Source organism: Paenibacillus sp. RRE4 (assembly GCF_031844205.1).
Lineage (GTDB): Bacteria > Bacillota > Bacilli > Paenibacillales > Paenibacillaceae > Paenibacillus > Paenibacillus xylanexedens_B.
In genome coordinates, this window is record NZ_JAUZUT010000001.1 from 2,925,516 (window position 1) to 2,948,297 (window position 22,782).

27 protein-coding genes are annotated in these 22,782 nt (G+C 47.5%); 6 read left to right on the forward strand and 21 right to left on the reverse strand.

Annotation, left to right across the window (positions count from 1 at the left end):
* Positions 1-15: 15 nt before the first annotated feature.
* The 3 genes from Q9R46_RS13205 to Q9R46_RS13215 all read right to left on the reverse strand — a co-directional run bounded on the left by Q9R46_RS13205 (position 16) and on the right by Q9R46_RS13215 (position 2,618).
* Entirely contained in the window at positions 16-438 is a 423-nt protein-coding gene (locus tag Q9R46_RS13205) for a stage V sporulation protein AB (protein ID WP_090922419.1), read from the reverse strand.
* Positions 425-1,081 carry a stage V sporulation protein AA gene (locus Q9R46_RS13210; RefSeq protein ID WP_145331785.1) on the reverse strand — a complete coding sequence of 219 codons (657 nt, stop codon included), beginning with the start codon at positions 1,079-1,081 and terminating at the stop codon, positions 425-427. Before Q9R46_RS13210 ends, Q9R46_RS13205 begins: the two co-directional genes overlap by 14 nt.
* 643 nt (positions 1,082-1,724) lie before the next feature.
* Entirely contained in the window at positions 1,725-2,618 is an 894-nt protein-coding gene (locus Q9R46_RS13215) for a helix-turn-helix domain-containing protein (protein ID WP_311280353.1), read from the reverse strand.
* A 108-nt stretch (positions 2,619-2,726) separates the two neighbouring features.
* Here Q9R46_RS13215 and Q9R46_RS13220 point away from each other — a divergent pair, with 108 nt between their 5' ends.
* Complete coding sequence (locus Q9R46_RS13220) at positions 2,727-3,686, forward strand: DMT family transporter (protein WP_397386348.1); 960 nt, start codon at positions 2,727-2,729, stop codon at positions 3,684-3,686.
* A gap of 83 nt (positions 3,687-3,769) precedes the next feature.
* Here the strand turns inward: Q9R46_RS13220 and sigF are convergent, their stop codons facing one another.
* The 4 genes from sigF to Q9R46_RS13240 all read right to left on the reverse strand — a co-directional run bounded on the left by sigF (position 3,770) and on the right by Q9R46_RS13240 (position 6,625).
* Positions 3,770-4,525, reverse strand: a complete 756-nt coding sequence (gene sigF, locus Q9R46_RS13225; RefSeq protein WP_090922432.1) for an RNA polymerase sporulation sigma factor SigF — start codon at positions 4,523-4,525, stop codon at positions 3,770-3,772.
* A gap of 14 nt (positions 4,526-4,539) precedes the next feature.
* The gene (spoIIAB, locus tag Q9R46_RS13230; protein ID WP_145331788.1) at positions 4,540-4,995 is read right to left on the reverse strand and encodes an anti-sigma F factor; all 456 of its coding nucleotides are present in this window, start codon (positions 4,993-4,995) and stop codon (positions 4,540-4,542) included.
* Entirely contained in the window at positions 4,992-5,345 is a 354-nt protein-coding gene (gene spoIIAA / locus Q9R46_RS13235) for an anti-sigma F factor antagonist (RefSeq protein ID WP_090922436.1), read from the reverse strand. The genes spoIIAB and spoIIAA overlap by 4 nt, the downstream gene beginning before the upstream one ends.
* 143 nt (positions 5,346-5,488) lie before the next feature.
* The gene (locus Q9R46_RS13240) at positions 5,489-6,625 is read right to left on the reverse strand and encodes a D-alanyl-D-alanine carboxypeptidase family protein (protein ID WP_311281026.1); all 1,137 of its coding nucleotides are present in this window, start codon (positions 6,623-6,625) and stop codon (positions 5,489-5,491) included.
* Positions 6,626-7,136: 511 nt separating this feature from the next.
* Here Q9R46_RS13240 and Q9R46_RS13245 point away from each other — a divergent pair.
* Positions 7,137-7,688, forward strand: coding sequence for a glutathione peroxidase (locus Q9R46_RS13245; RefSeq protein WP_311280354.1), 552 nt, complete (start codon positions 7,137-7,139; stop codon positions 7,686-7,688).
* A gap of 131 nt (positions 7,689-7,819) precedes the next feature.
* On the opposite strand, the gene Q9R46_RS13250 is transcribed toward Q9R46_RS13245, so the two are convergent.
* From Q9R46_RS13250 to Q9R46_RS13280, 7 genes are all read right to left on the reverse strand, one after another.
* On the reverse strand, positions 7,820-8,644 hold the full coding sequence (locus tag Q9R46_RS13250; protein ID WP_311280355.1) for a purine-nucleoside phosphorylase: 825 nt from the start codon (positions 8,642-8,644) through the stop codon (positions 7,820-7,822).
* Between the two features lie 196 nt (positions 8,645-8,840).
* Positions 8,841-9,731, reverse strand: a complete 891-nt coding sequence (locus Q9R46_RS13255) for a tyrosine recombinase (RefSeq protein ID WP_311280356.1) — start codon at positions 9,729-9,731, stop codon at positions 8,841-8,843.
* 92 nt (positions 9,732-9,823) lie between these two features.
* Positions 9,824-10,066: a DUF4227 family protein gene (locus Q9R46_RS13260; RefSeq protein ID WP_311280357.1), complete on the reverse strand. Its 243-nt coding sequence runs from the start codon at positions 10,064-10,066 to the stop codon at positions 9,824-9,826.
* Between the two features lie 161 nt (positions 10,067-10,227).
* Positions 10,228-10,695: a ferric iron uptake transcriptional regulator gene (gene fur, locus Q9R46_RS13265; protein WP_090922447.1), complete on the reverse strand. Its 468-nt coding sequence runs from the start codon at positions 10,693-10,695 to the stop codon at positions 10,228-10,230.
* A 107-nt stretch (positions 10,696-10,802) separates the two neighbouring features.
* Positions 10,803-11,432 (reverse strand): stage II sporulation protein M, encoded by a 630-nt coding sequence (spoIIM, locus tag Q9R46_RS13270; protein WP_090922449.1) that lies wholly within the window; start codon positions 11,430-11,432, stop codon positions 10,803-10,805.
* Positions 11,433-11,585: 153 nt separating this feature from the next.
* A complete protein-coding gene (locus tag Q9R46_RS13275) occupies positions 11,586-12,812 on the reverse strand; it encodes an endonuclease Q family protein (RefSeq protein WP_311280358.1) in 1,227 nt (408 codons plus the stop codon).
* 2 nt (positions 12,813-12,814) lie between these two features.
* Positions 12,815-13,408, reverse strand: a complete 594-nt coding sequence (locus Q9R46_RS13280) for an NUDIX hydrolase (protein ID WP_311280359.1) — start codon at positions 13,406-13,408, stop codon at positions 12,815-12,817.
* Between the two features lie 205 nt (positions 13,409-13,613).
* Here Q9R46_RS13280 and mciZ point away from each other — a divergent pair, with 205 nt between their 5' ends.
* The gene (gene mciZ, locus Q9R46_RS13285) at positions 13,614-13,751 is read left to right on the forward strand and encodes a Z-ring formation inhibitor MciZ (protein WP_145331797.1); all 138 of its coding nucleotides are present in this window, start codon (positions 13,614-13,616) and stop codon (positions 13,749-13,751) included.
* A 123-nt stretch (positions 13,752-13,874) separates the two neighbouring features.
* On the opposite strand, the gene Q9R46_RS13290 is transcribed toward mciZ, so the two are convergent.
* Positions 13,875-15,005: a M20/M25/M40 family metallo-hydrolase gene (locus Q9R46_RS13290; protein ID WP_311280360.1), complete on the reverse strand. Its 1,131-nt coding sequence runs from the start codon at positions 15,003-15,005 to the stop codon at positions 13,875-13,877.
* 81 nt (positions 15,006-15,086) lie between these two features.
* Here Q9R46_RS13290 and prli42 point away from each other — a divergent pair, with 81 nt between their 5' ends.
* Positions 15,087-15,188, forward strand: coding sequence for a stressosome-associated protein Prli42 (prli42, locus tag Q9R46_RS13295; protein WP_090922458.1), 102 nt, complete (start codon positions 15,087-15,089; stop codon positions 15,186-15,188).
* 33 nt (positions 15,189-15,221) lie between these two features.
* Here the strand turns inward: prli42 and lipB are convergent, their stop codons facing one another.
* The 5 genes from lipB to lpdA all read right to left on the reverse strand — a co-directional run bounded on the left by lipB (position 15,222) and on the right by lpdA (position 21,136).
* Complete coding sequence (gene lipB / locus Q9R46_RS13300) at positions 15,222-15,929, reverse strand: lipoyl(octanoyl) transferase LipB (RefSeq protein ID WP_145331799.1); 708 nt, start codon at positions 15,927-15,929, stop codon at positions 15,222-15,224.
* A 115-nt stretch (positions 15,930-16,044) separates the two neighbouring features.
* Complete coding sequence (locus Q9R46_RS13305) at positions 16,045-17,514, reverse strand: dihydrolipoamide acetyltransferase family protein (protein WP_311280361.1); 1,470 nt, start codon at positions 17,512-17,514, stop codon at positions 16,045-16,047.
* 37 nt (positions 17,515-17,551) lie between these two features.
* Positions 17,552-18,538, reverse strand: coding sequence for an alpha-ketoacid dehydrogenase subunit beta (locus Q9R46_RS13310; protein WP_090922464.1), 987 nt, complete (start codon positions 18,536-18,538; stop codon positions 17,552-17,554).
* Positions 18,539-18,540: 2 nt separating this feature from the next.
* On the reverse strand, positions 18,541-19,569 hold the full coding sequence (locus Q9R46_RS13315) for a thiamine pyrophosphate-dependent dehydrogenase E1 component subunit alpha (protein WP_311280362.1): 1,029 nt from the start codon (positions 19,567-19,569) through the stop codon (positions 18,541-18,543).
* A gap of 142 nt (positions 19,570-19,711) precedes the next feature.
* A complete protein-coding gene (gene lpdA / locus Q9R46_RS13320) occupies positions 19,712-21,136 on the reverse strand; it encodes a dihydrolipoyl dehydrogenase (RefSeq protein ID WP_311280363.1) in 1,425 nt (474 codons plus the stop codon).
* 233 nt (positions 21,137-21,369) lie between these two features.
* Between lpdA and Q9R46_RS13325 the strand changes: the two genes are divergently transcribed.
* The gene (locus Q9R46_RS13325; RefSeq protein WP_311280364.1) at positions 21,370-21,687 is read left to right on the forward strand and encodes a DUF2627 domain-containing protein; all 318 of its coding nucleotides are present in this window, start codon (positions 21,370-21,372) and stop codon (positions 21,685-21,687) included.
* 40 nt (positions 21,688-21,727) lie between these two features.
* Here the strand turns inward: Q9R46_RS13325 and Q9R46_RS13330 are convergent, their stop codons facing one another.
* Entirely contained in the window at positions 21,728-21,940 is a 213-nt protein-coding gene (locus Q9R46_RS13330) for a hypothetical protein (protein ID WP_154888469.1), read from the reverse strand.
* 176 nt (positions 21,941-22,116) lie between these two features.
* Here Q9R46_RS13330 and Q9R46_RS13335 point away from each other — a divergent pair, with 176 nt between their 5' ends.
* Complete coding sequence (locus tag Q9R46_RS13335; RefSeq protein ID WP_311280365.1) at positions 22,117-22,716, forward strand: thymidine kinase; 600 nt, start codon at positions 22,117-22,119, stop codon at positions 22,714-22,716.
* The last annotated feature ends 66 nt before the right edge of the window (positions 22,717-22,782 follow it).

Genomic DNA, 22,782 nt, shown 5'->3' on the forward strand with positions numbered 1-22,782 from the left:
AACCTTCATGCCGATTTACCGCTGATATACGAAAAAGTCAAACAGTGAGCCTGTCATTTTCCCCAGAATCATCGCGAGCAATAATCCAAACAAGTACGACCGCATGCCCAGCCTTTTAGCCAGAACCGGTAGCACGTTTAGTACTTCTGTCAGGGCTGCAGCCAGCAGGCCAATAAAAACTCCGCAGAACAGTCCGACAATCGGGCTAAGCAACATGACGCCATGCATTTTCCAATGCCAGAAATCAGCTACCGTGCCCAGCAGCGAACCTCCAATGAGAGCACCCTCGTACCAATGCGTTTTGTCATAGGACTGGGTCACTTGAGCCAGTCTGGGAATCATGTCGAGTACAAGAATAAGCGCAATAACACCACTCCCCACAGCGATTCCCCCGGCAATGCCAAGCACAATACTGATCGCTCCGTTAAGCACGCTCATCGTCTTTCAGCTCCCTTTGATTCTGCTCATGCATCCGTTCGGTTTCTTCAATGACGACAAACTGGTCTACATTTTGCTGGTAAAGGAACATTTCCACTTCGAGCGGTGTTGGCTCTTCATTCCACTTTTTCTTAAATAGATGGTTGAAAAATACCGCCATGCCAAAGCCGATCCCAAGGGAATAGGCGAGCTGAAATAAGTACGGATGCTCATCCCGGTGTCCTGTCAGCATCTCTACGATGCGAATCTGTACTTCCTGCATATTCACGTCTGCGTGAAAATTCATAATGGTCAGTGCTGAACCGAAGAATAGCAACAACCATACCAGGATAAACAAGGATTTCGAAGCCTTACCACTACCTGCCATTACTTCAACTAACGTATGCCCGGACCCCATCAGCTCCACATTCACATCCGGCAGAAGTTGCCGAAGCCGGGGAATAATCTGCAAGATGTCAATAAGGATCAGGTTGCCGTCCTCCGGTCCGGGCTGCAACAGCTCAAGTTCCAGTAGCCTTTCTTCCTGATCCTCGGATGAGGCCAGTACGTGGGCAATATCCCTCAGTTTGACCGCTCGCCCTCTCTGAATGCGAATCCGGCTGCGCATGCGAACGTAGACCGTTGGAGTGGGTGTCTGGGACATCCAAAGCACTCCTTTACTGCGTAATTTAGGTTAGTATTTGAAGAATGTGCAAATTTATTACATTTAAATTGGAAAGAGTGTGGAGGGGGCGCTGGACGCTACGGGATGGATCGGTATCGGGCGCTGGTTATCCCCGGATTTCTCGTTTTCTCCTTTTCAAGGAGGAAATCCCGTGATAAACGCGCTCGCTTCGCTCCTTTACCGATTCCTTCCCTCCGCTGGCTTGCCTCCCTCTCTTTTCCAAACCAAATGAAAGAAACTTGCGGGGGCGGGCAGGGGGAAAAGGCTGAATGCTGGTGCATGGAAGGAGAAAGACATGTGGGTGTCGTTAGGCGTACTGAGAGGAAAAAACGTGGAAGGCGCTGGACGCTACGGGATGGATCGGTATCGGGCGCTGGTTATCCCCGGATTTCTGATTTTCTCCTTTATAAGGAGGAAATCCCGTGATAAACGCGCTCGCTTCGCTCCTTTTACCGATTCCTTCCCTCCGCTGGCTTGCCTCCCTCTCTTTTCCAAACCAAATGAAAGAAACTTACAGGCGGGAGCAGGGGAAGAATGGAAACTCGTGCGCGGAAGGCTAAGGACAGTGGGGTGCCAAAGACGTTGGAAAGAAGAAAAAACTACGTATCTCATTATCCTCATCTTAGCTTCCCTTCTGCTCTTCCCTTCGATACTGTAAAGGCGTTATTTTCATCATTTTTCGGAACTGTTCGATGAAGTAGCTGGTACTGTTAAACCCAACCTCATACGCGATTTCGGTGACACTGCGCTGTGAGAAACGCAAAAGCTCTGTACTTTTTCGGATACGATAATCCAGCACATATTGCATGGGTGTCGTACGCAGTATTTGCTGAAAGTTTCGGCAGGTCTCCGCACGGCTTAACTGACCTGCCTTTGCGATATCGTCCAGCCTGAGCGGCTCGGCATAGTTTTGATGAATCCACATCAGCATATGCTTCATACGTTTGCTACGGATCATCTCTGTTTCGTTATGTTCGAGTGAGTAACCATTCATAATTAACCTTTTCCAGATCTCCAGCACAGCTCCTGCAATGTTCAGTTCATAATATGGAGCCTGCTCTTCAATTTCTTGTCTCACAAGAGCGATATTCTGAAGAAGCTGCTCTCCCCAGGAGTTAGATTTTTCGATCATAAGATATGGCAAATTCGTTGCTGTTACATACGGGTGTACGTATTTCATGTAAAGTTCGGCAGGGGCCAGTGATTGCGGGGACACATTCAAACAGAGATAAATGCTCGGATCGCCCGTACTCCAATCCTCTGCCATATGCATCATGCCGCTGTTAATGAATACCCCATTTCCTTCTGTAACCGCTACTTGCTGTTCATTAATATGAAATAACACTTCACCTTGAATCACAGCTACAAACTGCAATTCATCATGCCAGTGCAAAGGAATATACCCTTGTGCATGCTCGGATATAGTGGTCTTGTAACAAGCGATAGACAGATCATCTGTACGATGTTCTGTCATTTCCTTTAGCTGTTGATCGATGTCAAATTTTATTGTCCTCATCGTTTCCATCTCAATATTGTTATATTTTTTTGAGTAATCTTGATATTAATTAAATTAATCCTGTCCTAGTATATCATTATTCTTATATTTAAGGCGAGGCGAATAAACATGAAATCAATAGTGTCAACACCCAAGTTCAAAGGTATACTTCTGGTTTTGACAGGAGCTGCCTGCTGGGGTGTCGGAGGAACGGTGGCTCAAAATCTATTTCAAATGCACCATATCAATGTTAATTGGTATGTAACCGTGCGATTGTTAAGTGCCGGTATCCTTCTTCTTTTACTGCAATTATTTACACGTAGCCGTTCTCAGATTGTTGAAGTTTGGAAATCGAAACAAACAGCCCTGCCCTTTATTATCTTTGGCTTGGTCGGCATGTTGGCTGTACAATACACTTACATGGCTTCCATTGATCACGGCAATGCGGCTGTCGCCACACTTTTGCAATATCTTTCTCCTGTCATGATCATGGTATACATGGTGTTGCGTAAACAATCCCTGCTTACAGCCAAACATATAATCTGCGCTGTTCTGGCGCTTGTGGGATGCTTCCTTCTGTTAACAAATGGCTCTCTGAATCAGTTATCCGTCTCCCAGCCAGCGGTGATCTGGGGATTGTTGTCGGCTGTATCTGCCGCATTTTATACATTGTATGCGGTCAGACTGCTTAACAAGTTTGATTCTCTCGTGGTTGTTGGCTGGGCCATGGTAATTGGAGGAGTGGCTATGAGCTTTGTTCATGCGCCATGGAAGATCCACCTTACACTGCTGACACCAGTGACCTATAGTTATTTGTTGTTTTCCATATTGATTGGAACACTACTCGCGTTCTGGTTCTACATTGCCAGCCTGAAATACCTCACGCCTCATGAGACCAGCTTGTTAGGGAGCGCCGAACCTTTGGCGGCAGTGGGTACTACAGTTCTTTGGCTGAATGAACCCTTCGGTATCTATCAATGGTTAGGTACTGGCTGTATTATCCTTTTAATTATCATTTTACAGTTCAAACGTTCGTCCTTAGTGTCCACACAAAATATTAAAACGACAAATAACCTCATCGCTAAATAACGCGAATTGAGGTTGTTAGTTGTCGTATTGTGATGAATGTACACCCATACCAATGGATGGAATCAGCCCTGAATAATCCTGAATCACTGCGCGATTTGATCGCGTATAGATTGCAGTATTTTTTTCTCCAAACGTGAGACCTGCACTTGGGATATCCCCAGCCTGCTTGCCACTTCGGATTGAGTCTGATCCCTGTAATACCGAAGGTACACGATAAGCCGCTCCCGTTCACTCAGGCCGCCGATTGCTTCATTCAGCGCCAGCTTGTCAAACCACTTCTCCTGAGACTCATCCGCGATCTGATCCATCAGTGTAATCGGATCACCATCATTCTCGAATACCGTCTCATGAATGGAGGTTGGCGGTTTGTTAGCCTCCTGGGCGAATACCACTTCCTCCGGGGTAACCCCGAGTTCAGCCGCAACTTCCTTAATTGTGGGCAATCGATCCAGATGTTTGGACAGCTCATCCCTCTTTTTGCGGACTTTATTTGCCATCTCTTTCAGCGAACGGCTGACCTTTAAGGTTCCGTCATCCCGCAGGAAACGCTGAATCTCACCAATAATCATCGGCACCGCATACGTCGAGAATTTTACGTCGTAGCTGAGATCGAACTTGTCCACTGACTTGAGCAGGCCGATACAACCAATCTGGAACAGATCCTCCGGTTCATATCCCCTGTTCATAAAACGCTGCACGACGGACCAGACGAGTCTGATGTTGCAGTTCACCAGCGTATCCCGTGATTCATGGTCACCCGACTGACTGAGCGCAATCAGCCGTTTGACCTCGGCATCGTCCAAGTAGGTCTGTGAAGATGGTTTCACTTCAGCATCCATAAGAACACCAACCCCTAATTATACAATGCTTTCTTGGATTCAATCCTTTTTTTCATCTTGATGGAGGTGCCTCTGCCGGGCTCACTGCTGACTTCGAATTCATCCATAAAATTTTCCATGATCGTAAATCCCATGCCCGACCGCTCAAGTTCGGGTTTGGACGTATACAGCGGCTGTTTGGCCAGATCAAGATCTTCGATGCCTTCGCCGCGGTCCTCTACAATGATCGTGATCATATCGTCACGAATTTCGGCCTGAATGGTCACAACACCTTCCGGATTGTTATCGTATCCGTGGATGATGCTATTGGTCACCGCTTCGGAGACGACCGTTTTGAGATCACTAAGCTCGTCCATCGTTGGATCAAGCTGAGAGATAAAAGCCGCAACGGTGACCCGTGCAAACGATTCATTCTCCGACTTGGCCGCAAATTGCAGATTCATGAAATTTGCCCCTGTTCCTTCATTCATGAGACGACCTCCAGACCTGAGAGAGCAGTGCCCTCATTTTCGTATATCGGCATGATCTTGAACAATCCCGACATTTCCAGCAAACGGTATACCGGCGGATTTACATCACAGACAACCATTTTGCCGCCTTTATTTTTGATCAACTTATATCTTCCCAAAATAACACCTAGTCCTGAACTGTCCATAAACTCGAGGTCTTTTAAACTTAGCACCAGATGTTCACATTGCCTGCGCTGTATCGCTTCATCCATCTGCATACGTACCATGTCAGCTGTATGGTGATCCAGCTCCCCGGATAATCGCACAATCAAAATCCCGCGGTGATGCTCCATGTCCACATTCAAATTCACGTTTGCCCACTCTCCTCCCTGTCTTAGAACAAGGTTTTCTACGTTGCCAAGGGCTTTTCCTGCCCCCCGACAAAACTAGAAGAAAACCCCTATTTAACTACAAAAACCGTTCCAGTCCCAGGGAGGATGGCGCTTCCTGCCGCTTAATCGAACAAGTTCGAGGTTGTTCGCTTGAATAGCTTCCACCAGCCTGCCTTACCCACGTCTTGCGGAGCCTGGATATCAAACTCTTTTATTACTTCGTTGCCTTGATATACGACGAGTTTACCTACACTCTGGCCAGCCTTGATTGGAGCCTTCACTTCTTTGGCTACAATCAGCTCATGCCGGATATCTGTCGACTTGGCTCCTTTGCGCATCAGAACACTGTAGTTTTGCGCAGCATTCAGCGGCATCTCCGCGACATCACCTTTTTCAATCTTCAGACTGCCCAGCAGATCACCTGCTTTGTACAGTGCCTTCATCGTGTATTGAGCAAAAGCATAATCAAACATGGAGGATACTTCACTGTTCCGGGTTTTCGTATTCGGCTCGCCAAGGACTACCGCAACGACACGCAGTCCATCTTTAGAAGCTGTAGCCGACAGACAGAATTTTGCTTCGGACGTGTATCCCGTTTTCAAACCGTCTGCACCCTGATAGAAACGCACCAGTTTGTTGGTATTCACGAGCCAGAACGGCTTCTCGGAATCTTTACGCAAGTAGTCCTGATATGCACCGGTATACTTTGTAATGCCCTGATGTTTTAGCAGTTCACGGCTCATCACCGCGATATCGTGCGCAGAGGAATAATGATTATCCACCGGCAGACCGTTCGCATTGGCAAAACGTGTATCCTTCATGCCCAGCTCCTGCGCGCGCTCGTTCATCATCTGTACAAAAGCCTCTTCCGAGCCAGCAAGCTTCTCGGCCATGGCTACAGATGCGTCATTGCCGGAGGCCATGGCAATACCTTTTAACATATCATCCACGCTCATCTCTTCTCCAGGCTCTAGAAAGATCTGCGAACCCCCCATAGACGCTGCATATTCACTTGTTCTTACCTTATCTGTTAACTTCAGTTTGCCTGAACTAATCGCTTCCATGGTAAGCAACATGGTCATAATTTTCGTTATGCTCGCCGGAGGCAGCTGGTCATGACTGTTTTTCTCATAAATCACAGTTCCCGTATCTGCATCCATCAGAATGGCTGAACGTGCTGATGGAGCCAAATCCGCCCCGCTAGCAGTCTTTGGTTTCTCCTCAGCCAAAGCAGGAGATGCCACTAAGGGTAGCAGCATACAAAGGGTCATGAACGATGCCAGTATTCTTTTTTTCACTAGGTTCCCTCCTCAAATGAATAGCGCGGTGGTAAGTCCTCGCATGTACTGCTATCCATTGTCGGCGGGTTTGAAGTAAATTATTCCAGTCTCAGCAGGTTTTCCCTAACTTTTTTTACTATATAAGTTGAACTAAAAATTTTATACGGTCCACTCCGATGACAGAATAACCTGAAGAGTAGCGGTTATCCCCAGATTTTTTGGATTTCCTTTTCCAAAGGGGAAAATCCGGTGATAAGCATATGCTTCCGATGTAGCTTTCTTGCAGAAAGCTTTAAGGCGAACGCTCCGCTTTTTCAGGTTTTTTCTGTCCTCTCCGTTATTGTGTAAAAGAATAGTTCAACTTATATAAGAAGAAAATTATTTATAGGGTTTACCTATGTAATTTATTATTTATATATATTTCTCCAATGAGCAATCGTGGCTTATGCTGTATATGTCACAATTGAAATAATGTAGGAGGATGATTCAGATGTCTTTTTATGATAATAAAATTCATTTCATCGATGGAGAGCTAGCCGATCTAACCATTTACCGAGGAAAAGTACTCCTTGTCGTAAACACAGCCAGTAAGTGTAGCTACTCTCGTCAATTTGAGACACTTCAACAGCTGTATCAGAAGTACCAGCATTATGGTTTCGAGATTCTAGCATTTCCGTGTAACCAGTTTAATGAGAAAGAGCCAGGGGACAATTCGGAAGTGAAAGCTCACTGTGAAAATCAATTGAAGTTAACGTTCCCATTATTCGAAAAAATCGAAGTCAGGGGGCTGAACGCTCATCGTATCTTTCAATTTTTAACCGAACAAGCACCATTTCTAGGCTTTGACACCGAAACGGCTAACGGAGAATGGATGCACCATTTTCTAAACGAAAAATTCCCTGATATCTACAAGGGTGATGGGGTCAAGTGGAACTTCACTAAATTTTTGATCGATCAGAACGGTCAGGTACGAGGAAGATTTGAGACAACGACGGAACCATTGGAGATTGAACCAAGCATTCAATCATTGCTATCCATGTAAAGTGAATATCATCATTCTCATATTTCATATTATAAAAAAAAGGAACAACTCATTGAGCAAACATCATTCAATGAATTGTTCCTTATTCAATCCGTCATAAAGATCGCTATTGTTTATTCTTCAGTTCCTCATTACATCTTGGGAATAACCGCCAGCACGAGCGCCAGGAAAGCTTCACGTACACGCTCAGTCGTTTCCATTACCTCATCATGTGACAACGGTTGATCCAGGATACCTGCTGCCATGTTACTGATGCAAGAAATGCCCAGCACTTCAATGCCCGCATGGCGAGCGACGATCACTTCAGAAACGGTGGACATCCCTACCGCATCGGCACCGAGAGTACGAAGCATTCTGATCTCTGCCGGAGTTTCGTAATTAGGGCCAAGCAGGCCTGCATACACACCTTCTTGCACAGTAAAACCTTGAGTTGCCGCTGTATCTTTGGCAAGTGCACGCAGACGACGGCTGTAGGCTTCGGATAAATCCGGGAAGCGTACGCCGAGCGCAGCATCATTCGGACCAATTAACGGGTTTTTGCCAGTCATATTCAAATGATCGGAGATAAGCATCAAGTCGCCCGCTTGATAAGATGTATTTACGCCGCCAGCTGCATTCGTTACCAGCAGACTGCTTACGCCCAGCGCTTTCATGACACGTACCGGGAATGCCGTCAATTCCGGGCCGTATCCTTCGTACATATGAAAGCGGCCTTTCATCATTACAACCGGACGGCCTTGAATCGTACCAAGCAACAGTTCTCCTTCATGCCCTTCTACAGTGGACACCGGAAAATGCGGAATATCCTGATACGCAATGTTAACGCCATCCTCAATTAGTTCAGCCAGGACGCCGAGGCCTGACCCGAGAATCAAACCGACTTCCGGTTTGATGGAGCTTTTGCTTTGAATATAGGCTGCTGCCTCTGCAATCATCTGTTGGTTTAGTGTTGTCATGAGATGTTGTTCCTCCTTGAGTAGTAACGATCCGTTTATGATTCAGCAGGGTTGTCATGTCTACGTCTGTGTTAGCGCAAGAAGAAATCTAACACGCAACCCGCGTATGTATAACGGCGTTGGTTGGTTTCATATATAAGTAAACTTAAAACGTTAAAGCATCCCTGAATGCATGTTGCAAACTATGCGTTTAGCCTTATTTTGCACGTGGATGATGGGTCTCATAAATCTCTTTCATCGTCTTGCGTCCATGCTGACTGTATTGCTGCCCGGGCTGTTCGACATGACCAAGCATGTCCTGCACCGCACGGGTGTCAGCTCCGTTTGCAATAAGATGAGCCGCAAATGAATGGCGCAGCGTATGCGGTGTAATCTCACCCGAAATACCCGCATCCGCAGCAGATTTTTTCAGCAACTTCCAGAATCCCTGCCGGGTTAAACGTCTGCCGGATACATTCACAAATAATGCCTGCTCGTCCGCTCCTGCTTTAAGCAATTGTTCACGGAACTCGTCTATATATACGCTCGCCCAGTGGGCAGCCGGTGCACCAATCGGAAGAATGCGCTCTTTACCCGCTCCGCCGCAACGAATGAAGCGCATACCAGGCTGTACATCCCGTACATCCAGCGCAATCAGTTCCGACACCCGAATACCCGTAGCATATAACAACTCCAGCATGGCTCGATCTCGAACGCCTTGGGGTGAGCTGACATCTGGAGAGGCAAGCAACAGTTCGATCTCCGGAATCGTAAGAACTTGGGGAGGTGTCTTATCGGCCTTGGGTGCTTCCACATCAAACGTAGGGTCCTGTACAATCTCGCCGCGCCGCATCAGAAAATGGAAATACGATCGCAAGGATACGATGCTGCGAGCAATCGTTGCATTCGCACGGCCGTCCTGTTTAAGCTGACCCACAAATAACACAACATGTGTTCGTCTAACCTCACTCGCTTCGCGAATTCCATATTCCTTTCTCACAAATTCAACGAACTTGTCCACATCTCGAAGATAGGATTCCAGCGTACTGCTCGACATCCCTTTATCTTCTTCCAGGTATAAAGCATAGGCGTGTATGGTCTGATTCATGTACAACACTCCTCATCTGACAGCAATGCCAAACGGCAGGCTGCTTCCGTATTTGCATCCCTGACGAACGGAGTCACTCTTCACGCCTGCAGCTACTCACCGTACCAATAGAAGAGACGGAGCCGCTCCGACATCGTAGGACGTGCTTCTCCAGTGCCTGGCCAATCCGTTTCCTGAAATACCTTAACCGCATTGCCCGTTGGCATCTGATACTGATCCACAGGTGAAATCCATCCGTTGAACAGATCGAGTACGTGGTAGAACAGATACACCAGCGCAGCAAAAAACACAATAAATCGTATAAAACGCAACCCTCTCCGCACAGATATAATCATTGGAACTGTCCCCTCCCGTATTTCAAGTCCAGTATCGTTCTTGAAACAGGGTATGTCCAAATATCCGGGAATATGCCTTGACGAGTGAACCATAAGCCAGGTTCGTGACCAAAAAAGCTCCCCCGTCAAAACCGCCGGTGAGAGCTTGAAGATAGGCTATGTTATTCTTCATCTTTGGGCTTTTGTTCATTTTTAGCTTTGCAACGATAACAAATTCCATGAAAGTCCAGTCGGTGATCTACTACCGAAAAGTTAAATTCCCGCTCCAGTCGTTCTTCAAGCGGTCCAAGCCAGTCCTCACGTATTTCATCCATACTTCCGCATTGCACGCAGATTAAGTGATGATGGTGATGCTTGGATGTATCTCCGCGCAGATCATAACGCGCTACACCGTCGCCGAAGTTGATTTTCTCTACAACATGCAACTCACTCAATAGTTCGAGGGTACGGTACACGGTTGCCAGACCGATTTCGGGAGCCTTTTCTTTAACGAGCATGAATACATCCTCTGCACTCAGATGATCTTCTTCGTTCTCTAAAAGTACTCTTACGGTGGCTTCCCGCTGGGGCGTTAATTTATAACCTTGGGACTGTAGTTGCTGCTTAATTTTATCGATCCGTGCTTCCATTTTCTCCCTCCCCCTAGGAAATCATTGCACACTGCAACTTAACCCACTCTTTTCATTATAGGGGGAGTTCAATATCAAAGTCAACATTTTAGGACATGTAGTACAAGCTAGACAGGAAGCAACATCGGCGTGACCCAGCGCATCATTGCGGGAGTAATCCATGTTTCAAAAGAGGCCACTCCAAGCAACAATACCGCCATAACCACCGTCAAAATAACATAGGAAGCAAACGGTCTTTGGCGGCCTGGTGCGCGCTGCATCAAAACGCGATTACGTATGATATATAAGGAGAACGTCATCGCAGCCACACTGCAGATCAGTAAGATTGGAATGACGAACAGATTATGCGGCGCTACAGATACAAGTGCAAACAGTAGTCCTTTCCACGAGTACTGCCCAACGAGATAACCTACAGTAAAGCCGATCAGTACCCCTTTTAAAAAATCAAGAACCAGTATGCCTGGTAAACCTACAACAGACAAGCCGAGAATGAAGATCAACCCGACCCATTTAAGATGAAGCATGGCTATATCCCAATAAGCGGTGTGCTCCGTCCCTTGTGAACTATGTTGCACCGTCATAAAGAAGTTGCCCAGATAGGCTTCAAGATCCTGTCGCTGTTCCAAGGAAAGAGCGTTGACCATCAATGCGCCAAAAATGACACCAACCAGAAACAAGACAGCGACGAATACATATAACGAGGTTTGCCCTTTAAACGTAAAATAGGAAGAACGCATACAGGTACGAGTCCCCTTTCCGGTTATCCTGCTCCAAGGAGATAAATCAAACGTTAGACTTGATCATCCTCATGTTTCAGCTTATGAAACTGGGCTTACCTGTATGACTTCTTGTCCGAATTATAACAACCTGCTCTACTCGTCATACTCGTTCTACATTTTCTGAGATGTCTGCTCTTTGGCCGCGACCTTGCCGTATGTGCCCCCACCGCCTGAGGACAATGTCAGCCCACCATTACGAGCCGCTACGATTAATTCAGCGAGCACTGAACCAACTACTTCGGCTAGTTGAGCTTCATCTGTACGATGCAAGACAGCCATCTCTGTTCCAAAACGATCCAGTAGTTGACGTAGCTTGGCTTTACCAAGCCCTGGAATGAACTCAAGTGGAACCTGATAATGGTATGGTGGCCTATTTGCAGGAAGCTCCGGTTGCTCACGGTCAGCAATAGCCAGAATACGGTCCAGCACCCCTTGAACTAGCTTGGGGCTACCACAGAGAGAACAACGTTCAGCGGACAAATCCTTCTCATCCATGACGCTGCCACATGCTGCACAATAGGTCCGGTGATACTTTCCGAGTCTTGGATTCAAACCATAATTAGCTGCAATCCTTCTTCCCTCTTCCCCCAGCAAAGCCTTACCGAATTCGTCAAACGACGGCGAGGCAATCTGTAACTCATTATATTCCCGCCCGATTTTACCTAGCGAATGCGCATCCGAATTCGTTAGAAACGGAACCTGGTCCAGTTCCCGAATGTAACTCGCCATAGAAGAATCCGAGCTTAGACCCAGTTCAACCGCATCCACAAGGCTCGTGTCCAGCACATCCGCCATACGTGGCGCTGTGCTACCATAAATGCCCTTGTGCGGTGTAAACACGTGAGCGGGTACAATAAGCCCGCCGCGTGCCTTGATCTCCGCTTGCATCTCAAGAGCAGGTACGTATACCCGCTGGGAGCTGAGATTTACATTTTTCATATAACGTGTCATCCAGGTTGTAAAAGACTTCATTGCATCCAGATCCCGAAAGTAGGCGAGCATGTGGAACTCACGCATCTCAGGCTCGCGAAGCTCGATTTCGGTTCCGAGCAGAATGGTTGTATCCTGATACGCTATACCGCCGCCCTCAACCTCAGACATCGTACCGTTCTCCAGCAGATCCTCAATATCCCTCTGCACAACCGGGGAATGGCAATCAATAACCCCAAGCAAATGAATTCCTTTACGAGTGGATGCCTCCCGAGCTATATTTTCAAAAGTCAAGTCACGGCTACCGCTGATTTTAACCGACTCGCCACGGGACGTACGTCCGATGTGGATATGCAGATCCGCATAACACGGCTCCCACAGCGGTAGCGTTCCCTTTTGATTTTGCATGATTAAAACCGTCCTGTTGTTTTGTAAATATCCCAGGCATAAACAGCCATCATCGTTTTGGCATCACTGATTCGATTTTCGTCCATCAGCTTGTACGCTTCCTCCAGCGTGATCTCCGATACTTCAAGAAACTCGTCTTCGTCCAGAGCCATCTCTCCAGCTTCCAGTTCCTCGGCAATGTACAGGTGAATGATCTCGTCCGCGAAGCCTGGCGAGGTATAGAAAGACCGCAGATGACGGAGCGACTTGGCTTCATATCCCGTTTCTTCTTTTAATTCACGTGCGGCTGCAGTTTCAGGCTGTTCACCCGGGTCAAGCTTGCCCGCTGGAATTTCAACTTCCGTACGCCCCATCGCCTGACGATATTGATCCACGACCAGCATGCGATCTCCCCTCAATGCCAGTACCGCTACCGCTCCTGGGTGTTTGATAATCTCTCGGGTTGCCGTCTGCCCGTTTGGCAGCTTAACTGTGTCTACCTGAAGTGAGATCACTTTGCCCTCAAAGATCGGCTTGGTGGATACCGTCACTTCGTCAAGCTTGGGATTCGCAGGTTGAGGTGCATGGATCGATGCAGCAGATGTTTTGGATTTCATGTGTAATTCAGCTCCTTTTCATGTGTGTTGAGTTCAATTGAGCCGAGTTGATTTACACGGACACTCCGATGATGTGTAAAAAATTCACTCAATTGAACTGAGATGTAGTATAAAACTGTGATTTCAGGCATATGGTGAGCCTATAAGAATTTTATCGTGTGTACAAGTCTAATGCGTACAGCGAGAACCAAGGGGGATTCACCAAATGAAAAGTTATCTCACACCTCAGTCTGCGCATGTGGTCGGACAAGCCAGACAAATACAGCTTATCCTTAGACAGTGGATGCGTGAATGGGGCCCAGAAACCAAACTCTGCGACATGCTTGCGGGACGCAAAGGCTAGAAGCTTAACCATTGTTCAAAAAGTCCGAACCCGGCCTGAACCGAATTCGGACTTCATTTTCTTTTTCAAGCGATGCTAAGTTTACATCATATCATCTAATATACGATCGTTTTTTCTAATCGCTTATTTGCCTTTTGCCGTTTCCTGCACAATCGCGATAACGACCTGGGACAACTTCACAATGTCTGCTGCGCGAATGCGTTCTTTGGTCGTATGAATATCTTCGTACCCTACAGCCAGATTCGCCGTCGGAATGCCGAACCCGTTAAAAATGTTCGCATCACTGCCACCGCCAGAAGCAAACGTGCTTGTTTCCAGACCCAGGCTTCGAATCGCACGCTGGGCAAGTTGCACTACCTCATGGTCGTCATGGAAGCCAAATGCAGGATATTTAATCTCACTGCGGAATTCAGCTGTTGCGCCATATTTGCGACATGTCGTCTCCAATGCTTCACGCATTTGGGCAATTTGCTGTTCGATTTTCTCTTGCACAATACTGCGAGCCTCCGCATCGATCTGAACAAAATCACATACCACGTTCAGTGCGGAGCCACCTTGGAACTTGCCAATATTCGCTGTCGTTTCGTCGTCAATGCGTCCAAGCTTCATCGCCGCAATCGCTTTGGCTGCAACCTGAATGGCACTGATTCCATCTTCCGGATTCACGCCGGCATGTGCTGACTTGCCATAGATTTTCATCTCAATTTCGGCTCTTGCTGGAGCAGCCACGCAGATCGTACCCACCGCTCCGTTAGAATCCAGCGCATAACCAAAGGAAGCATCGATATCTTTCGGATTCATCGCTCGTGCACCGACAAGGCCGGATTCTTCTCCAACTGTAATCACAAATTGAATTTTGCCATGCGGAATGTTGTTTTCCTGAATAATACGAATGGCTTCAAACAGAGCCGCAATGCCCGCCTTGTCGTCGGCACCCAGAATCGTTGTTCCATCACTGCGAATCCATCCATCCTCGCTCAGCTCCGGTTTGATCCCCTGTCCGGGGGTTACGGTGTCCATGTGACATGTGAAGAGCATCGGCTCTACACCTTCCACACCCGAAGCTTCCAGTGTAACGACCAGGTTGCCCGCGCCATGCCCTGTCTCGTTCATTGTATCGTCCTCATAGACGTGAAGGCCCAGACCCTCAAATTGTTCTTTTAACACCTTGGAAATATTCTGTTCATTTTTTGTTTCGCTATCAATCTGCACCAGATCCATAAAATGCTGAATCACACGCTGTTCATTAATCATTAGACTTTCCTCCCTATCGTAGATACGGTACAATACAGGTACTATAGCTTGTTCAAAAGTTCTGAAAGGAGTTCTCTCTTCATGCAAAATAAGAAATGGTTCAAAATTGTGATCTATCTCATGCTGGCAGCTATGGTTGGCTCCACTCTTTTCATCGCACTGGAACCGTTGCTGTTTGGATAGTCACCCTGATCTGAAGCTCTCTTAACGCGCTGTCTACAGACGCTGGAGGGCTTCTTTTTCTGTACTCCATATCAGATCATATGGGAATATACGCTGAAAATAAGGTACAATATCCCGGGCTACCTGTTCCACTGTGTATGACTTCCCCGTAATGTCCTCCAAAGAAGTCACGCCATACTGTTCAATTCCGCATGGAATAATGCCCTGAAACCCGGCATGTTGAATGCCTGAGGTGATGTTAAAAGCAAACCCGTGACTCGTCACAAATCCACGTCGATGCTTGCACCGATTAAACTTGATGCCGATGGCTGCGATCTTCAAATCACCGATCCATACGCCCGTATATCCCTCTTTGCGCTCGGATTCAACGCCCTGATCGGCGAGATAATCGATCATCACCTGCTCCAGCTTACGCAAGTAAGCATGCAGATCCAGCTCCTCATCCCGACCAAGGACTAACAAAGGGTAACCTACCAATTGACCCGGTCCATGATAAGTAATATCACCGCCGCGATCAATTTGAAACAAGGAGATGCCCTGTGCTTTCAACTCTTCCTCACTCCAAAGCAGATGCTCCGGATGGTTCTGTGAACCAATGGTATAGGTTGGCGGATGCTGTAAAAGCAACATTTGTTCAGGACCTTCGCCTTCGTCCAGCTGCTGCACAATTGACTTCTGAAGATTCCATGCCGCTTCATAATCAAGCATCGGTATGTATGCCACATTCAGCGGTTTGCCCATGTTTCCCCACATCCTTCTGCCCATGGTTTAATATATGAAAATAAGTCTGTCTCTAGACAGCCAGAAAAGTGCACGGCCTGAGGCACATACACTTTCCTGTCATTCTATCATAAACTTAATACACTTTTGTTTCCATGTTGTAGCCTTCCAGGTTCTCCTTAACACGTTGCAGGAACCGTCCACAGATAACGCCATCCAGAATCCGGTGATCCAAAGAAAGACACAAGTTAGCCATGGACCGCACCGCGATCATATCATTAATGACCACCGGTTTCTTCACAATGGATTCAAAGGTAAGAATAGCGGCCTGTGGATAGTTGATAATCGGCTGGGACAAGATCGAACCAAATGAACCTGTATTGTTCACCGTAAATGTACCGCCCTGCATGTGATCCAGCTTCAACGTGCCTTCACGGGTTTTTCGAGCCAGATCATCGATCTCACGAGCAAGACCTGCGATATTACGCTGATCGGCCTGTTTGATGACCGGTGTAAGCACCGAATCCTCTGTACCTACAGCCATGGACAAGTTAATATCCCGCTTCACAATAATTTTATCAACAGCCCATACTGAGTTCATGATCGGGTAATCTTTAATCGCATTGACGACACCCTTCATCATAAACGAAAGATAGGTCAGGTTAATGCCCTCTTTCCGTTTGAACTCATCCTTTAATTTGTTGCGCAACATAACGAGATTGGTTACATCCACCTCGATCATCGTCCACGCATGAGGGATTTCAGATACACTTTGACGCATATTACGCGCTATGGCATTACGTACCGGAGTAACATCGATAAAATATTCTGATCTTCCCTGTCCGCCGCCTTCCACTTCAATCTGTGGAATTTTCGGATTTTCGGTCAGATGGATTCCGGAATGACGCACAGGAACGCCCGCATCAGATGCAGGAAGTGTCTGTCCTGCTACGCCGTTCGCAGCTATTGTTGACGTAGTTGCACCAGTATCTCTGATTCCGCTAAACGGGGAAGACGATGAAGCCTGTGCAGCAACATTAGATGTTTGTACGGATGCTGATACTGTATTTGCCTGTCCGCCCTGTGCAACATAAGATAGCACGTCTTTACGTGTAATCCGGCCGCCAGCCCCTGTTCCCTGAACATGCTGCAGATTTAATCCATGTTCTGCTGCCAAGGACTGCACCGCAGGAGAATAGCGATGGCGCATCGGCTGATTGGGATCAAATGCCGCTGCGTTTGATCCGGCAGCCGCAGGAGATTGTCCTGCATTACGCTGTACCTGGGCTTGTTGCGATTGCTGCTCCTGGCTTGCAGCAGGTGTCACTTGTTCAGCGGTGTCTTCATCCGAAGAAGCAACTTGCATGCGGCAGATGGCCTCACCTACCGCGATGGTTTTTCCTTCTTCCACCAACAGATCACCCATAATGCCATCCACCGTAGACGGTATCTCGGCATTCACTTTATCTGTAATGACTTCACAGATCGGCTCGTACTGCTCCACACGGTCACCCGGTTTTTTTAACCATTTGGCTATGGTAGCCGAGACCAGAGATTCTGCGAGTTGCGGCATAATGACCTCGATCCATTTCATACGTTCAGCCATTGATTCATCACTCCAAACTTTGTTCTATCTTTATCGATCAATACGCTGCAAGTTCGCGCATGGCTGTTTTGGCTTTATCCTTGCTCAGCATATAAAATTTCTCCAGCGTAGGACTGATTGGCATCGCTGGTACATCTGGACCGCACAAACGCTGAATAGGCGCATCCAAATCAAACAGACATTCCTCACTGATAATTGCCGCCACCTCTGCGCCAACACCACCGGTTTTGTTATCTTCATGCACGATCAGCACCTTGCCCGTCAACCGGGCCGAATCGATAATCGCTTCACGGTCGAGCGGTTGCAAAGTACGGAGATCCAGTACATGTGCCGTAATGCCCTCTTCGCGTTCCAGCTCCTCAGCGGCCTGCATAACAAAATGCAATGGCTGACTGTATCCGATAACTGTAATATCGGCACCTTCACGAAGCACATTGGCCTTACCGATTGGAACGATGTAATCATCTTCAGGCACATCTTCCTTGATCAGCTTGTAGCATTTTTTATTTTCGAAAAAGAGTACCGGGTCCGGGTCGCGGACAGCCGCTTTCAGCAATCCTTTGGCGTCATATGCCGAGTAAGGAGCAATGATTTTGAGTCCCGGCGTACCAAAGAAGATGGATTCCGGACATTGGGAGTGGTACAAGCCGCCGAAGATCCCGCCACCGATTGGCGCTCGAATGACGATTGGACAGCTCCAGTCGTTGTTGGAGCGATAACGGATTTTGGCCGCCTCACTAATAATCTGATTTGTAGCTGGCAGCATAAAGTCCGAATATTGCATTTCCGCAATCGGCTTCATGCCGTACATTGCTGCACCGATCGCCACACCGGCAATCGCCGATTCAGACAATGGCGTATCCATGACACGCATCTCGCCAAATTGATCCTGCAACCCTTTGGTTGTGGTGAACACGCCACCTTTCACACCGACGTCCTCGCCAAGAACAAAAACATTTTCGTCCCGTTCCATCTCTTCTTTCATTGCGAGACGGATTGCATCAATATATTCCATCATAGCCATGATTACCGTCCCCCTTCTTCGCTGTCTGCATAGACATGCGTCAGCGTGTCCTCAGGTTTAGGATATGGCGCATTGTCTGCATATTCAGTTGCTTCTTTCATTTCCAGCGCGAGCTGGGAAGCCAGATCCGCATCCCGGGCTTCGTCCCAGATGCCGCAATCAATCAAATAATTTTTCATCCGAAGTACGCCGTCTTTCTTCCAATTCTCCTCAACTTCTTCTTTGGTTCGGTAGGCCAAATCATTATCTGAAGTCGAGTGTGGAGACAGACGATACATCATCGCTTCAATCAGTGTCGGACCTTCACCGGCGATAGCACGCTGGCGCGCTTCTTTCACAGCCGCGTACACTTCGAGTGCATCGTTGCCATCCACGCGAAGTCCCGGGAAACCATACCCGAGTGCACGATCAGAGATTTTGCCGCTAAGCTGTTTGTGAATTGGAACCGAGATTGCATATTGATTGTTCTCACACATAATAATGACAGGCAGCTTATGCACACCTGCAAAGTTTGCGCCTTCGTGAAAATCCCCCTGGTTGCTCGAACCTTCCCCGAAAGTAACAAAGGAAACAAACTCTTTCTTCTGCATTTTGGCAGCAAGTGCAAATCCGACCGCATGAGGAACTTGTGTCGTTACCGGGCTGGACCCGGTAACGATACGCAATTTCTTATGACCAAAGTGACCTGGCATCTGCCGGCCGCCACTGTTTGGATCTTCTGCCTTCGCAAAAGCGGACAGCATCAGCTCACGCGGTGTCATACCTACGGCCATAACGAAACCGTAATCCCGGTAATAAGGCAAAAAGTAATCCTGATCACGGTCCAAGCCAAAAGCCGCCCCGACTTGCGCTGCCTCCTGGCCTACACCGGATACGTGAAAGTTAATTTTGCCAGCCCGCTGCAAGAGCAAGCAACGTTCGTCAAACTTGCGTGCAAGCAGCATGTATTTGTACATATCTAAAACTTCTCCATCGGTAAGTCCCAGTTGTTGATGTCGATGAACCGCATCTGCAGTACCTTGTGAACTCATATGAGGTACCTCCTTTTAATCAAAGCCTTTTGCAAGTCCTACTACCCGATCTTATAACCTGGTACTAAGACTTGGCTTAACCTTATTATAATCCCTTTTGCCCAAAAAAGGAAAGTACCTTTCTCACTCGGGGTTATCCGGCTTACATTCCAATCGCTTTTCCATCCACGGCTAACATCGCTTCGCCCATGATTTCAGACAGTGAAGGATGCGGATGAATGGTCTGCCCGACTTCCCATGGCGTTGCATCCAGCATCTGTGCCAATGCGGCCTCTGCAATCAGTTCAGTAACATGAGTACCAATCATATGTACCCCTAAAATATCATTCGTTTTGGCATCCGCTATAACCTTCACGAATCCATCGCGACTACCGTGAATCAAGGACTTGCCGATCGCCTGAAATGGGAACTTGCCGGTTTTGATCTCGTGTCCGCGTTCTTTGGCTTCCTTCTCCGTAAAGCCAATGCTGGCGGCTTCCGGGCGAGTATAAACGCAGCGTGGAATCCGATGAGCTTCAATCGGATGCACGCTCTCACCAGCAAGATGATTGGCTGCAAGTATGCCTTCGTGACTTGCGGCATGGGCTAGCTGTAACCCGCCGATGCAATCACCAATCGCATAGATATGGCCTTCTCCAGTTTGCAGGTGTTTGTTAACCGCAATAAAGCCTCTTTCCACTTTGATATCGGTGTTCTCAAGTCCGATATTTTCAACGTTAGCTTGACGTCCTATAGACACCAGCATTTTTTCGGCAGTCAGCGTCTCTACCTTATCTCCCGCAAGCTGCACATCGATGTTCACGTTCTGGTCTTCGGTGCGGTAGCTGTCGGTCATCAGTTTAGCGCCAGTCAAGAAGCGCACGCCTCGTTTGCCTAGTAAACGTTGCATTTCTTTCGCTATATCCTCATCTTCTGCAGGAAGTACATGAGCTGCCGCCTCAACCACCGTCACACTCACGCCAAAATCATTCAACATAGAGGCCCATTCCAGGCCGATAACACCACCGCCCACAATGAGGATTGAAGCTGGCAACTCGTCCATGCGAAGCGCTTCATCACTGCTCATGATGTATCGTCCATCCGGTTCAAGACCCGGTAGCACGCGTGGACGTGAGCCCGTTGCAATAATCAGGTTCGTTGGAACAACCGTGTCCATCTCGCCGTCCTCAAACTCCACCGCTACAGCTCCGCTCTGTGGCGAGAAGATCGAAGGCCCGATAACACGTCCTTTGGCGTGCACGACTTCGATTTTATTTTTTTTCATCAAATATTGAACGCCCTGGTGAAGTTGCTCCACAATCGCATCTTTACGTGCCTGAACCTTCGGAAACACCAGTGTTGCTCCTGTGGTCTCGATGCCGTAGCTCTCGCTATCCTGAATTTCCGCGTACATCTCGGCGCTTTTCAGTAGCGCCTTGCTTGGGATACATCCACGATGCAGGCAAGTTCCACCTAGCTTGTCCTTTTCTATAATAACGACTTTTTTCCCTAGCTGGGCAGCACGGATCGCCGCAACATATCCGCCCGTTCCTCCACCTAATACAGCAACATCACATGGTATTGGCATCTCTATGTTCTCCTCTATATGCTCATTTTTTTGAATATAAAAATAATAAAATGACCTATGGTACCTTAATATCTTGCATACCCTCTATATGCCATTGTACTCTCCTTGCGCGGACAACTCAAAATTTGACCCATTATCGCATGGACAGTCTGTACATTCCAAGTTATGATATAAGCAGGGATTCCCTGTAAGCGTAACCTTTATTTTATGTCTACACTGGCAGAAAGGGTATAATGCTCATGAATACAAAAATAGTCTTTGCGCGCTTTCTCGCAATTGTTGTACTCGTTATCCCAGGCTTAATGGCCATGAAGGGATTTCTCATGATGAAAGATGCCTTATTCCTATATTACGCGGAGCACGGGAACGACCTGGTCGCTCCCGGATTCCAGTGGCTTTCCTTCCTGGGTGGGCTTGTGCTTTTTGCGGCAGGCATGAGTTTTCTCGGCGGCTGGATTCTGTTTCGCGACCGCAAACGCAACTATGTAGGACCACGTTTTCGCTCCAAAAAACATTCAGAACAGATGGAAACACCCGGAAGCACTTCATGATTCCGGGCTTTTTTGCTTTCTGCGCATAATTTGAAATGCTTCATTCATACAAGGCATCTCGAAGCTTAGTCGACATGCGTGACTCTTTCGAAGAGGACTTCAGAATCGTTCTGCGCAATGTCAGATTGCTGGCTTGTAGTCGTTCTGCTTCTGTGAGTAGTTCTGTAAATAATGCCTGTGCAGCTTCATCCAGCTTGCCTTGTTTATTCAGCTCCTCATAACGCTGTTTCAGTGAGGTTAATGCTTCGTTCATTGGTAACACCTCTTTTCAGATAACTCTAGTGACTCCAGCTTTCGGAACCAACATCGTAACCATCCATATCGTAACACAAACCGATTCATATTAGTTCTGGCTCTTTCCAAAGAAGATGTGGTAATCTGTAATGGTCGCTTTTTTTGAATTCCGTATGCGAGAGGGGTAGCAGCACCGTGCAAACTGGACGTATTACCGTAATTACTGGACCCATGTTCAGTGAAAAATCTGGTGAACTTATTCGCCGTTGTCAGAAACTTATTCAATTTGGCCGTAAAAAGGTCGTTGCCTACAAACCAGCCGAGGATGATCGATTCGCACAGGACGAGATCGTAAGCCGGATCGGCTACAGACTGCATGCCCATTCCATTCCCCGGCAATTAACGCCGGAATCCGTAGAGACCATTCTGAATCAAACCATAGATGCCGATGTTGTTGCCTTTGATGAAGTTCAGTTTTTCAGCAGCGCCATCATGGAACTCGTTTCCGAACTGGCCTACTGTGGCAAACATGTGATTGTGGATGGACTAAACATGGATTATCGGGGAAAAGAATTCGGATATATCGGTGGTCTGCTTGCCATGGCTGACGATATTGAGAAACTTTCTGCATTCTGCGCAGTCTGTGGCAGCCCGGATGCTGCTTTCACACAGCGAATTGTCAACGGAGAACCCGTCACGTTGGGTCCAGTTGTCATGATTGGCGATTCGGAGGCTTATGAGCCCCGCTGTCGTTGCTGCTTTATTCCTCCTCACAAAGTGGAATGCCCGTCCTAAGATACACTCAGTACCAAAGCCCAATTGGGCTTTTTTTATTTTCAGCAAAGGATAGGCACAAAAAAG

Coding starts and splice junctions, on each gene's coding strand:
- Q9R46_RS13205 (WP_090922419.1), bottom strand. CDS start 438: ATGAGCGTGCTTAACGGAGCGATCAGTATTGTGCTTGGCATTGCCGGG.
- lpdA (WP_311280363.1), bottom strand. CDS start 21,136: ATGCCAATACCATGTGATGTTGCTGTATTAGGTGGAGGAACGGGCGGA.
- Q9R46_RS13290 (WP_311280360.1), bottom strand. CDS start 15,005: ATGATTAATGAACAGCGTGTGATTCAGCATTTTATGGATCTGGTGCAG.
- Q9R46_RS13260 (WP_311280357.1), bottom strand. CDS start 10,066: ATGATTATATCTGTGCGGAGAGGGTTGCGTTTTATACGATTTATTGTG.
- Q9R46_RS13250 (WP_311280355.1), bottom strand. CDS start 8,644: ATGACAACACTAAACCAACAGATGATTGCAGAGGCAGCAGCCTATATT.
- prli42 (WP_090922458.1), top strand. CDS start 15,087: ATGCAAAATAAGAAATGGTTCAAAATTGTGATCTATCTCATGCTGGCA.
- Q9R46_RS13280 (WP_311280359.1), bottom strand. CDS start 13,408: ATGAAATCCAAAACATCTGCTGCATCGATCCATGCACCTCAACCTGCG.
- Q9R46_RS13315 (WP_311280362.1), bottom strand. CDS start 19,569: ATGAGTTCACAAGGTACTGCAGATGCGGTTCATCGACATCAACAACTG.
- spoIIM (WP_090922449.1), bottom strand. CDS start 11,432: ATGCGTTCTTCCTATTTTACGTTTAAAGGGCAAACCTCGTTATATGTA.
- Q9R46_RS13310 (WP_090922464.1), bottom strand. CDS start 18,538: ATGGCTATGATGGAATATATTGATGCAATCCGTCTCGCAATGAAAGAA.
- Q9R46_RS13215 (WP_311280353.1), bottom strand. CDS start 2,618: ATGAGGACAATAAAATTTGACATCGATCAACAGCTAAAGGAAATGACA.
- spoIIAB (WP_145331788.1), bottom strand. CDS start 4,995: ATGAATGAAGGAACAGGGGCAAATTTCATGAATCTGCAATTTGCGGCC.
- mciZ (WP_145331797.1), top strand. CDS start 13,614: ATGAAAAGTTATCTCACACCTCAGTCTGCGCATGTGGTCGGACAAGCC.
- Q9R46_RS13245 (WP_311280354.1), top strand. CDS start 7,137: ATGTCTTTTTATGATAATAAAATTCATTTCATCGATGGAGAGCTAGCC.
- fur (WP_090922447.1), bottom strand. CDS start 10,695: ATGGAAGCACGGATCGATAAAATTAAGCAGCAACTACAGTCCCAAGGT.
- Q9R46_RS13305 (WP_311280361.1), bottom strand. CDS start 17,514: ATGGCTGAACGTATGAAATGGATCGAGGTCATTATGCCGCAACTCGCA.
- Q9R46_RS13255 (WP_311280356.1), bottom strand. CDS start 9,731: ATGAATCAGACCATACACGCCTATGCTTTATACCTGGAAGAAGATAAA.
- Q9R46_RS13240 (WP_311281026.1), bottom strand. CDS start 6,625: ATGCTGCTACCCTTAGTGGCATCTCCTGCTTTGGCTGAGGAGAAACCA.
- Q9R46_RS13220 (WP_397386348.1), top strand. CDS start 2,727: ATGAAATCAATAGTGTCAACACCCAAGTTCAAAGGTATACTTCTGGTT.
- Q9R46_RS13275 (WP_311280358.1), bottom strand. CDS start 12,812: ATGCAAAATCAAAAGGGAACGCTACCGCTGTGGGAGCCGTGTTATGCG.
- Q9R46_RS13330 (WP_154888469.1), bottom strand. CDS start 21,940: ATGAACGAAGCATTAACCTCACTGAAACAGCGTTATGAGGAGCTGAAT.
- lipB (WP_145331799.1), bottom strand. CDS start 15,929: ATGGGCAAACCGCTGAATGTGGCATACATACCGATGCTTGATTATGAA.
- Q9R46_RS13210 (WP_145331785.1), bottom strand. CDS start 1,081: ATGTCCCAGACACCCACTCCAACGGTCTACGTTCGCATGCGCAGCCGG.
- sigF (WP_090922432.1), bottom strand. CDS start 4,525: ATGGATGCTGAAGTGAAACCATCTTCACAGACCTACTTGGACGATGCC.
- Q9R46_RS13325 (WP_311280364.1), top strand. CDS start 21,370: ATGCTCATGAATACAAAAATAGTCTTTGCGCGCTTTCTCGCAATTGTT.